Here is an 11,008-nt window from a genome sequence, read left to right as displayed (position 1 = left end):
GGGTGTGACGGCTCTCGCCTGACGCGCCCGGGCAGTGTAGACATGGCTCATGGTCCGACTCCCGGGTCGAACCGGCCCCCGGCCGGCCCGCCGCCCCAGCGGCCGACGCCTGCGGCAGGCGCCCGGCCCCGCTTCGCGAGCCCGCGAGCGGGCCGAACGGAGCCGGACCGCCGACCGCCGGGTCGCCGACCGCCGGGCCGGGTGGCTGCGCTCGGCCCTGCGCCGGCGCACCGTGGCCGGCCAGGTCTTCCTCCTGCAGGTCGTCGTCGTGCTGCTGCTCGTCCTGGCGGCGGTGGTGGCCCTGGTGCTCCAGGTGCGGCACGACAGCACCCAGGAGGCCCGCACCCGCTCGCTCGCCGTCGCCGCCACGTTCGCCCACGCACCCGGCACCGCCGCGGCGCTGACCGGACCGGACCCGACGGCCGTGCTCCAGCCGCAGGCGGAGGCCATCCGCAAGACGGCACGCGTCGACTTCGTCGTGGCGATGAACACCCATGGGATCCGCTACACCCATCCGGTACCGGACCGCATCGGCAAGAAGTTCGTCGGCACCATCGAGCCGGCCGTGCACGGCCGCACCGTCGTCGAGGAGATCAAGGGGACCATCGGGCCCCTGGTGCAGGCGGTGGTGCCGGTCAGGGCTCCGGACGGCACGGTGGTGGGGCTGGTGGCGGCGGGCATCACCACGGAGCGGGTGGGTGGCCTCGCCGAGCGGCAGCTGCCCGTCGTCCTGGCGGCGGCCGGCGCCGGGCTGGCCCTGGCCACGGCGGGTACCGCGCTGGTCAGCAGGCGGCTGATGCGCCAGACCCACGGGCTGGGCCCGGGCGAGATGGCCCGCATGTACGAGCACCACGACGCGGTGCTGCACTCCGTGCGGGAAGGCGTGATCATCATCGGTGACGACGGGGAACTGCTGCTCGCCAACGACGAGGCGCACCGCCTGCTCGGCCTGCCCGAGGACGCCGAGCGGCGTCCGGTGACCGAACTCGGCCTGGATCCGGGGGTCGCGGGTCTGCTGGCCTCGGGGCGGGTCGCGACGGACGAGGTGCATCTGGTCGGCGACCGGCTGCTGGCGATCAACCAGCGGCCCACCGACGTGGACGGCGGCCCGTCGGGCAGCGTGGCCACCCTGCGCGACTCCACGGAGCTGCGCGCCCTGTCCGGCCGCGCGGAACTGGCCCGTGAGCGGCTGAGCCTGCTCTACGACGCCGGGGTCGGGGTGGGCACCAGCCTGGACGTGCGGCGGACCGCCCAGGAGCTGGTCGAGGTGGCCGTTCCGCGGTTCGCGGACTTCGTCACGGTGGATCTGTACGACGCGGTGCTGCGCGGCGAGGACCCGGAACCGGGGGCGACGCTGCGCCGTGCGGCGGCCGGCGGCATCCGCGACGACGCCCCTCTGTACCAGGTGGGCAGGCAGATCCGTTTCATCCCCTCCTCGCCGCAGGCGGACAGCCTGCGGACCTGCCGGCCGGTCCTCGAACCGCGCCTGGAGGCCGCCCCGGGCTGGCTGGCGCAGGACCCCGAACGCACCGAGCGGATCGTGGAGTACGGCATCCATTCGCTGATCACGGCGCCGGTGCGGGCGGGGTCGACGGTGCTGGGCCTGGTGAACTTCTGGCGGTCGCAGAAGCCCGAGCCGTTCGACGTCGAGGAACTGGCGCTCGCCGAGGAACTGGTCGCGCGGGCCGCCGTGTCCATCGACAACGCCCGCCGCTACACCCGCGAGCACGGCATGGCCGTGACCCTGCAGCGCAGTCTGCTGCCGCGCACCCTGCCCGAGCAGAACGCCCTGGAGATCGCCTACCGCTATCTGCCCGCGCAGGCGGGGGTCGGCGGTGACTGGTTCGACGTGCTGCCGCTGTCGGGGGCGCGGGTGGCGCTGGTCGTCGGGGACGTCGTGGGGCACGGCCTGCACGCGGCGGCCACCATGGGCCGGCTGCGGACCGCGGGGCACACCTTCTCCGCCCTGGACCTGCCGGCCAACGAGTTGCTGGGGCTGCTGGACGAACTGGTCGCGCGCATCGACCAGGACGAGCCGGCCGACGGGGCGGGGGCGCCCGTCATCGGCGCCACCTGCCTGTACGCCGTCTACGACCCGGTCACCCGGCGCTGTGCGCTGGCCCGCGCCGGCCATCCGCCGCCCGCGGTGATCTCTCCCTCCGGTGAGGTCGCGTTCGCCGACGTGCCCGCCGGTCCGCCGCTGGGGCTGGGCGGGCTGCCGTTCGAGACGACCGAGCTGGAGCTGCCGGAGGGCAGCCGCCTGGTGCTGTACACCGACGGCCTGGTGGAGGACCGGCGGCAGGACATCGACACCGGCCTGGAGGACCTGCGGACCCGGCTGGCCGAGGCGGGCCCCTCGCCGGAGGAGACGTGCCGCGCGGTGGTGGACGCCCGGCAGCCGTTCCGGGCGCCCGACGACATCGCCCTGCTGGTGGCCCGGACCCGGGCGCTGGGACCCGACCGGGTCGCCGAGTGGGACGTCCCTGCGGAGCCGGCGGCGGTCGGGGAGGTACGGGCCTCGGTGAGCCGGCGCCTGGCCGCGTGGGGGCTGGAGGAACTGACGTTCACCACGGAGCTGATCCTGAGCGAGCTGGTCACCAACGCGATCCGGTACGGCAGCGCGCCGATCCGGGTCCGGGTGCTGCGGGACCGCTCGCTGATCTGCGAGGTGTCCGACAGCAGCGACACCTCGCCCCATCTGCGCTACGCCAACACCACCGACGAGGGCGGCCGGGGTCTGTTCCTGGTGGCGCAGGTGGCCGAGCGCTGGGGCACCCGCTACACGGCCGTCGGCAAGGTCATCTGGGCGGAGCAGCCACTGCCCTGACCCCGAGCGACACCGGGCGCGCGCCCCTGCCCCGGGGGACGATCGGGCATGGTCGGGCCCGGGACCTGTCGCGGTCGTTCGCGGGTCCCGGGCCGTCCCTGGGTGCGCGTGCGGTCAGCCGCCGCCCAGCCGGGAGCGCAGCAGGTCCTTGCCGAGTTCGGCGCCCTTGCGGCTGTCGGCCTGGGCCTTGCGGAACAGTTCCACGACCTCGTTGTCGCCGTCCCGTTCGGCGTCCTGGATGTACTGCTCCAGCCGCAGCGCGTTGCTCAGGCAGGACTCGACGTACCAGATGAGGTTGTAGTCCTTGTCCCGGGTGCCGGTGACGTCACCGGTCTCGGTGCTGCTCGTCATGCGGCTCTCCTCCTCGCGGAGTGTTCTCGATCGGTCCTGCGGTGGGGTCTTCCGCCCACGTCGTCGGTGCCACGCCGGGTACCCTCGCGCCCGGCGGGCACACCCCGCCTCAGCCCAGGGCGCGGTCGAGGTTGTAGGCGGCGCTGATCAGGGACAGGTGGGTGAAGGCCTGCGGGAAGTTGCCCTGCTGCCGGCCGGTGCGGCCGATCTCCTCGGCGTACAGGCCGAGGTGGTTGGCGTAGGTGAGCATCTTCTCGAAGGCCAGGCGGGCGTCGTCGAGGCGGCCGGCCCGGGTGAGGGCCTCGACGTACCAGAACGAGCAGATGGAGAACGTGCCCTCGTCGCCGTCGAGCCCGTCGGGGCTGGTCCGCGGGTCGTAGCGGTAGACGAGGGAGTCGGAGACCAGGTCCTCGGTCAGCGCGTCGAGGGTGGACAGCCACTTGGGGTCGGTGGGGGCGATGAACTTCGCCAGCGGCATCATCAGCACGGCGGCGTCCAGCACGTCGCCGCCCTCGTACTGGACGAAGGCCTGCCGCGTGTGCGACCAGCCGCGGTCCATGATGCGGCGGTAGATGGTGTCCCGGGTCTGCCGCCAGCGGAGCAGGTCGGCGGGCAGCCCGCGGTGGTTGGCCAGCCGGATGGCGCGTTCGACGGCGACCCAGCACATGAGCCGGGAGTACAGGAAGTTCTTCCGGCCGCCGCGGGTCTCCCACACGCCCTCGTCGGGCTGGTCCCAGTTCTCGCACACCCAGTCGACCAGCGCGCACACGTCGTCCCACTGGCCGCTGGAGATCGGCTGCGCCCACTTGTCGTAGAGGTAGATCGAGTCGATGAGCGCACCGTAGATGTCGAGCTGGAGCTGGGTGGCGGCGGCGTTGCCGACCCGGACCGGGGCCGAGCCGTGGTGGCCGCTCAGGTGGGTCAGTTTCCGTTCGGGCAGTTCGGTGCGGCCGTCGATGCCGTACATGACCTGCAGCGGGCCGGTGGCCTTGCCGTCGCCCGGGCTGATGTGCCGGGTCACGAAGCGCATGAACGCCTCGGCCTCGCCGCTGAAGCCGAGCCGCAGCAGCGCGTACACGGCGAACGCGGCGTCGCGCACCCACACGTAGCGGTAGTCCCAGTTGCGCTCGCCGCCGATGCGTTCGGGCAGGCTGGTGGTGGGCGCGGCGACGATGGCGCCGGTCGGGGCGTAGGTGAGCAGTTTCAGGGTCAGCGCGGAGCGGTGCACCATCTCGCGCCAGCGGCCGCGGTAGCGGGACTGCGCCAGCCAGCGGCGCCAGTACGTCACCGTGGCGTTGAACTGGTCCTCGGCCTCCAGGTGGGGGCACCTGCGCGGGGCCACGTCGCCGCCCACCTGGTCCAGGGCGAAGACGGCCGACTCGCCCTCGGACAGTTTGAAGTCCGCCCGGACGTCCGGTCCTTCGGTCTCCAGGGGGACGGTGGCCGTGAGGGCGAGGGACAGGGACGCCGACTCGAACAGCACCACGCAGCCCTCGGTGCGGACGGTGTGCGGGTGGGCGCCGTAGTGGAACCGTGGCGCGATCCGCGCCCGGAAGGGCAGGGTGCCGCGCACGCACAGCACGCGGCGGATGAGCCGGTGCCGGTCGGCCTCCCCCAGGGCGCCCGTGGCACCGGCCACCGGCATGAAGTCCTGCACCTCCCCGACGCCGTCCTCGGTGAAGAACCGGGTGATCAGGACGTTGGTGTCGGGGAAGTAGAACTGCTTGGTGCGGGCCGCCTCGGCCGCGGCGAGTTCGAAGCAGCCTCCGCGTTCGGCGTCCAGGATGCCGGCGAAGACGCTCGGGGAGTCGAAGGCCGGGGGGCAGTACCAGTCGATCGTGCCGTCGCTGCCGACCAGGGCGACGGTGCGCAGGTCGCCGATGAGGCCGTGCTCGGCGATCGGCACGTGCCGGCCGCCGTGGAAGGGCGGCCGGCTGGGGGGTTCGGCCATCGTGGCCTCCCTGGGTGAGACGGGCGGCGTCCGGATCGCGGCGCCGTGCCGGTTCCCCGCCGGTCCGGGCCGGTGAGGGTGTCCTGTCGGTTCCGGGTGCTTCCGGCCGGTGGCCTGTGGCCGCTTCCGGCGCGTCGTTCCGGGCGTCTCCCGCTGGGGCTTCGTGTCCAGCTCGGCTCTTTGGGTGTGTCCGGCTCGGGTTTCGGGTGTTTCCAGCTTAGGGAGTCGCGGCCGGCGGCGGGGCGCCGTGGTGGCCGGGCGGGTGCGGGGCGGCTCGTGCGGGCTGCCAGCAGGCCGTTCCGGATGCAAGCTGCGGCGCGGCGGGCAATGGTGGGAGAAGGTCCCGGTCCCGCAGCACGGGCGGTGCAGTCCGGACCCGGGCGGGGACCCGGCCGGAGCGAGGAGGACACATGTCGACATCACAACCCGACGCATCCCGTTGGTCCGGGGGGTGCACCCCGGACGACGTGCTCCACGCCCGTACCGGCAGCGACGTCTCGCCCGAGGACGTCGTGCTGGCCGCGGGCCGGGACATCACCCCACGGAATCTCGAGTGGGCCAAGCACAAGATCGAGAGGGAGGGCTCGGCCGCCCTGGACAAGCTGCTGCCTTAGCCCTGTGCGGCGGCGGCCCGGGCACGCACCGGCCGGGTCCGCCGCCGCGGGAACGGGAGGGGGACGATGCCCCAGCCCGGCCCCGTCCCCGTCCCGTGGGCGGCTCCGTGCGCGGCGTCGTCCTCGCGGTCGTGCGATCAGGGCTGCGGCTCGTCGGGCAGTGCTCGGTCAGGGCTGCGGCTCGTCGGGCAGTGTGCTGTCGTCCTCCACGACGTGGACGGCGGCCTCCTCGGCGCCGGCCGCTCCGGCGTCGATGCCCTTGTCGGCGGCCACCTCCTCCTTGGTGGTGTCGGTGTGCGCGCCCTCGTCCGGGGCGACCAGGCGGCCGGCGCGCGGTCCACCGGCCTCCGGATCGACCGGCTCGCCCTCCCCGCCGGGCAGGTCGCCGACGGCGTCGCCCTCGGGCTCCGTCACGTCGGGTCGCTCCTGGGCCAGGCGCTGGTCCAGGGTCTCGCCGGCGTGCTGTTCGGCGGCGGTGGTGCCGTACTTGTCGACGCCGAGCGGCTTCTCGGGCGGGGAGTACCCCTCGTCGAGGGTGTCGTCGTAGGTCCGCTCGTCCACCGCGTCCTGCATGTCCAGCGGCGCGGCGTCCTCCTGCTCCTCGTTGTCCCCGGTGGGCTGGTAGGCGTCGTCGGCCATCGGATCGGTGCTCACAGGGGCCACCGAGCGGGCGGGCGTGGTGCGCACGGTCACTGTGCCGGTGCGCAGTCCGTCCGCCCGTGCCGTCACCTTCAGGGTGCCCGCCCCGGTGCCGGAGCGGACGATGGCGAGCGCCTTGCCGTGGAAGGCGGTGCGGGTGCTCGCCTGGTAGCGCTCGGCGCTCTCCTGGCGGCCGTTGTCCACGCCGGCGAGCGAGCCGCCGGCGACGTCGAAGGTGAGCAGGTGCTCGGCGTCCGGGACGACCGTGCCGCGGGCGTCGACGACCTCGGCGGTGACGAACACCAGCGAGCGGCCGTCGGCGGCGAGCGAGGCGCGGTCGGCGGTCAGCCGCACGGCGTGCGCCGGCCCGGCCGTGCGCAGCACATCGGTGGCCACGACCTTGCCGCCCTGCCGCGCGACCGCCTTCAGCTCGCCCGGCCGGAACGGCACCTTCCAGGTGAGGTGGAGTTTTCCGGCGCTGCCGTTGGGGCTGGTGTAACTGCCCGGGTAGGGGCCGTCGGTGAAGGTCTTGTCGTCTCCGGTGGCCTCGGTGGTCTCCAGGTAGGTGCGCCCGTCGGTGGTCCGCTTCACGTCGAACGTCCTGACCCCCAGGGAGCGGCCGTTGAGGAACAGCTCCACCGACTCGACGTTGGCGTACGCCCACACCTCGACGACGTCGCCCTCGGCGTGGTTCCAGGTCATGGGCACCAGGTGGACCATCGGCTCGGTCGTCCACTGGCTCTTGAACAGGTGGTAGGCGTCCTTGGGGAAGCCGGCCGTGTCGACGGCGCCGAAGAAGGACGCCTTGACCGGGAACACGTCGTAGGGGGTGGGCTCGCCGATGTAGTCGATGCCCGACCACAGGAACTGCCCGGCGAACCACGGGCGGTCGCGGTCCTTCTTCAGGCCGTACTCGCCGCTCATCGTCCAGGAGGCGAGGTTGTTGTCGTAGGAGGAGGTGGCCCGCCGGCCGGGGGTGTGGTTCTCGCCGGTGTTCAGGTGCTCCGGTTCCTGGTAGGTGCCGCGGGTGGAGGTCGCCGAGGACGACTCGGACTCGAAGAGGAACAGGTGCGGGTAGGCGGCGTGCAGGGCGTCGACCGACTTGGCGGTGTTGTAGTTCAGGCCGAGTCCGTCGAGTTTGGCGAGCATCAGGTCGGCGGCGGAGCCCTTCTTGGGCAGACTGCGGTACTTGTCCGAGCCGATGACCACCGGGCGGGTGTCGTCCGCCGCCTTGACGGCGGCGATGATGCGGTCGGCCATGGCGAGGCCGGCGGTGCTGGTGGAGTCGGGGATCTCGTTGCCGATGGACCACAGCACGACGGCGGGCGAGTTCCGGGCGGCGCGCACCATCTCGGTGGCGTCCTTCTCGCACCACTCGTCGAAGAACCGGCCGTAGTCGTAGCGGTTCTTGCCGGTGCGCCAGCAGTCGAAGGCCTCCACCATCATCACGATGCCGAGTTCCTCGCAGACCTGGATCAGCTGCGGGGCGGGCGGGTTGTGCGAGGTGCGCAGGGCGTTGACGCCCATGGACTTCATCAGGGTCATCTGCCGGCGCACGGCGTCGATGCCGACGGCGGCGCCGAGCGCGCCCTGGTCGTGGTGCAGGTCGACGCCCTTGATCTTGGTGGGGGTGCCGTTGAGCGAGAAGCCCTTGTCCGGGTCGAAGCGGTAGGTGCGGATGCCGAAGACGGTGTCGTAGGTGTCGGCGGTGCGGCCGCCGAGGCGCACTTCGGTGCGGAGCGTGTAGCGGTGCGGGGTGTCGAAGTTCCACAACCGCGGATGGGTGACGGTCAGTTCGTGGGTCGGGGAGCCGGTGCCGTGCGCGTCGACCGTGACGGTGGAGGCGGCCTCGGCGACCGTACGGCCGTCGGGGTCGAGCACGGTCGAGGCGATCTCGACGCGGGCCGCCGCGCCGGAGTCGTTGGCCACCTCGGTGCGCACCCGGACCACGGCCCGGTCGGCACTGACCTGCGGGGTGGTGACGTAGGTGCCCCAGCGGGCCACGTGCACCGGGTCGGTGACGACCAGGCGGGCCTCGCGGTGGATGCCGCTGCCGGAGTACCAGCGGCTGCTGGGCAGTTGGTTCTGCACCTTGACCGCGAGCACGTTCTCGGTCGTGCCGTCGGTGTGCACCAGGTCGGTGAGGTCGAGGGCGAAGCCGGTGTACCCGTAGGGGTGCCGGCCCACCTCGGTGCCGTTGCAGTAGACGTGGGAGTCCATGTAGACGCCGTCGAACTCCACCGAGATCCGCTTGCCGGCGCAGGAGCGCGGCAGGGTGAAGGAGAGCCGGTACCAGCCCAGGCCGCCGGGCAGGAAGCCGGTGCCGCTGCTGGTGCCGTGCTCGGTGGTGGGGGTCTGCTCGATGCTCCAGTCGTGCGGGACGGCCACCTGCCGCCAGCCGGAGTCGTCGTGCGCGGGGTCGGCGGCGTCGGCGAACGCGCCGGTGGGGTCGGTGATGCCGCCCGGGTTCACCAGCGCGAAGCGCCAGCCGTCGCGCAGGGGGACCGTGCGGCGGCCGGGGACGCGGCCCGTCGCGTCCCCGGCCTCGGCGGCCAGGGCCGCGGGGCCGCCCAGGAGGACTCCTGCGGCCGGTGCCGCCGTGCCCGCGATGAGGACCGATCTGCGCGTGACCGTCATGGCGGCTCTCCTTCGTTCCCCCACCGGGGATCAGAATTCATCACAAGTCATCGAGACCGAACAGATTCTGACGCGTTCACGCAGGCGATCGTCAAGGGTGCGGCGCGTGCCTTCTGCGCCGCACCGCGCATCGGCGGACCGGGGCGTCCGCGGGCGGCGCGAACGGATCGCGTCCGCCGGTCGTGCGCCGGATCGCGCCCGCCGGCCGTGCGCCGGATCCGGTCCGCGAGCCGTGCGCAGGATCGCCGTCCTCCCGGCGGGGGCCACCGGCCGCGCGGCGTCGCCACCCACTAGGCTGGAACGCAAGTGACACACCTGATCACCGTGATCACTGTGAGTGTGCGCGATGGAGTGGCCACGATGAGACCGGCGTATCCGTTCGACGAGGCGGCCACGGCACGGGCGGTCGTCGACGAGCACGGAGTCCTCGTCGAGTGGAGCGAGGGCGCCCGCCGCCTGCTCGGCTGGGCGCCGGAGGAGGTCCTCGCCCGGCCCGCCGCCGCCCTGCTGGCGGACGGCGCCCGGGTGGGCCCGCCCGAGGAGCACCGCTGGAGCGGCACACTCCCCCTGCGCCACCGCGACGGGCACGCCGTGTCGGTGTGGGTGCTGGCCCATCGGCAGCCCGCCGAGGGCGGCAGCGGCGACTGGCTCGTCGTCTGCCCGCTGCGCGGCGACGACGTGCAGGACCCCGACGATCCGCCCGCGCAGGCCCGGCTGGTGCAGTCGCCGTGCGCCGTGGCGATCTACGACGACCGGTTGCGTCTGCACGCGGTCAACGACGCCATGGCCCAGCTGCTCGGCGCCCCCGGCGAGCGGCTGCGCGGCCTGCGCCTGCCCGAGATCGGCGGCCGGCCGGAGAGCGACGACATCGAGGAGCACATGCTCCAGGTGCTCGGCACCGGCCGCGGCCAGGACGTGCGCACCTACGCCCGCGGCGGCGACGGGGGCACGAGCGCCTGGCTCGCCCGCCTGTCCCCGATCACCGACGCCGCCGGCCGGGTGCACGGGGTGTGCGTCGCCGTGCACGACTTCACCGACCAGTACCGGGCACGGCAGCGGCTCCAGCTGGTCAACGAGGCCGGCGCCCGCATCGGCACCACGCTCGACGTCACCCGGACGGCGCAGGAACTCGCCGACGTCTGCGTGCCCGTCCTCGCCGACTTCGTCAGCGTGCAGCTGGTGGACCCGCCGGAGCCCGACGCGGAGCTGCCCATCGGGCCGCCGCAGGTGCCCGTCGCGCTGCGCCGGGTCGCCCACCGTTCGCTCACCCCGTCCGAACCCGAGGCGCTGTCCGCCGTCGGCGACAGCGAGGTCTACCCGGCCGCCTCCCCGCAGGCGGTGGCCCTGCTGACGGGGCAGGCGATCGTGGTGGCCAAGGCGTCCGGCGACATGGAGAAGTGGTTCGCCTGGGACCCCGGGCGGGTCCGGCTCATCGAGCGGCTGGGCATCCACTCCACGATGTCGGTGCCGATCCGGGCCCGCGGCATCGCGCTCGGGGTGGCCGTCTTCACCCGCTTCGCGCAGCCCGCCGGCTTCACGGCCGACGACGTGCTGCTGGCCGAGGACGTCACCGCCCGGGCCGCCGTCTGCATCGACAACGCCCGCCGCTACTCCCGCGAGCGGGAGACCGCCCTCGCCCTGCAGCGCAGCCTGCTGCCGCGCACCCTGCCGCGCACGGCCGCCGTGGAGGCGGCCTCCCGGTACCTGCCGGCCGCCCGGTCCCGGATGGGCGGCGACTGGTTCGACGTGATCCCGCTGTCCGGGATGCGGGTCGCCCTGGTCGTCGGGGACGTCCTCGGGCACGGCGTGCAGGCGTCGGCCACCATGGGCCGGCTGCGCACGGCCGTGCGCACCCTCGCCGACATCGACCTCGCCCCGGAGGAGCTGCTCACCCACCTGGACGACGTGGTGGTGCGGATGTCGGAGGAGGCGGGCAGCGAGGGCCGCCCCGGCGAGGTCGGCGCGACCTGCCTGTACGCGGTCTACGAC

Annotated in this window: 6 protein-coding genes; 3 read left to right on the top strand and 3 right to left on the bottom strand. The window is 73.6% G+C overall.

Going from position 1 to position 11,008, the window contains the following annotated elements:
* The first annotated feature begins 49 nt into the window (after positions 1-49).
* The gene (locus GV126_RS02185) at positions 50-2,827 is read left to right on the top strand and encodes a SpoIIE family protein phosphatase (protein ID WP_159662170.1); all 2,778 of its coding nucleotides are present in this window, start codon (positions 50-52) and stop codon (positions 2,825-2,827) included.
* A 114-nt stretch (positions 2,828-2,941) separates the two neighbouring features.
* On the opposite strand, the gene GV126_RS02180 is transcribed toward GV126_RS02185, so the two are convergent.
* Together GV126_RS02180 and GV126_RS02175 are read right to left on the bottom strand one after the other, a co-directional pair.
* Positions 2,942-3,178, bottom strand: coding sequence for a hypothetical protein (locus GV126_RS02180; protein ID WP_159662168.1), 237 nt, complete (start codon positions 3,176-3,178; stop codon positions 2,942-2,944).
* Positions 3,179-3,287: 109 nt separating this feature from the next.
* Positions 3,288-5,129 carry a glycoside hydrolase family 15 protein gene (locus tag GV126_RS02175; protein ID WP_159662166.1) on the bottom strand — a complete coding sequence of 614 codons (1,842 nt, stop codon included), beginning with the start codon at positions 5,127-5,129 and terminating at the stop codon, positions 3,288-3,290.
* A 410-nt stretch (positions 5,130-5,539) separates the two neighbouring features.
* Here GV126_RS02175 and GV126_RS02170 point away from each other — a divergent pair, with 410 nt between their 5' ends.
* Positions 5,540-5,743, top strand: coding sequence for a hypothetical protein (locus GV126_RS02170; RefSeq protein ID WP_159662164.1), 204 nt, complete (start codon positions 5,540-5,542; stop codon positions 5,741-5,743).
* 168 nt (positions 5,744-5,911) lie between these two features.
* Here GV126_RS02170 and GV126_RS02165 read toward each other — a convergent pair whose 3' ends face one another.
* Positions 5,912-9,019: a glycoside hydrolase family 2 TIM barrel-domain containing protein gene (locus tag GV126_RS02165; protein ID WP_236569842.1), complete on the bottom strand. Its 3,108-nt coding sequence runs from the start codon at positions 9,017-9,019 to the stop codon at positions 5,912-5,914.
* A 360-nt stretch (positions 9,020-9,379) separates the two neighbouring features.
* Here GV126_RS02165 and GV126_RS02160 point away from each other — a divergent pair.
* Positions 9,380-11,008: PAS domain-containing protein (locus GV126_RS02160; RefSeq protein WP_159662162.1), on the top strand; the 1,629-nt coding region annotated here is incomplete at its 3' end.

Source organism: Streptomyces mexicanus (assembly GCF_902506575.1).
Lineage (GTDB): Bacteria > Actinomycetota > Actinomycetes > Streptomycetales > Streptomycetaceae > Streptomyces > Streptomyces mexicanus.
Note: the sequence above shows the minus strand (reverse complement) of the source record. Positions and strands in the feature narration are given on the sequence as shown.

Excerpts from the sequence above, each read along its gene's own strand:
- GV126_RS02185 (WP_159662170.1), top strand. The coding sequence starts at position 50 with ATGGTCCGACTCCCGGGTCGAACCGGCCCCCGGCCGGCCCGCCGCCCC.
- GV126_RS02180 (WP_159662168.1), bottom strand. The coding sequence starts at position 3,178 with ATGACGAGCAGCACCGAGACCGGTGACGTCACCGGCACCCGGGACAAG.
- GV126_RS02175 (WP_159662166.1), bottom strand. The coding sequence starts at position 5,129 with ATGGCCGAACCCCCCAGCCGGCCGCCCTTCCACGGCGGCCGGCACGTG.
- GV126_RS02170 (WP_159662164.1), top strand. The coding sequence starts at position 5,540 with ATGTCGACATCACAACCCGACGCATCCCGTTGGTCCGGGGGGTGCACC.
- GV126_RS02165 (WP_236569842.1), bottom strand. The coding sequence starts at position 9,019 with ATGACGGTCACGCGCAGATCGGTCCTCATCGCGGGCACGGCGGCACCG.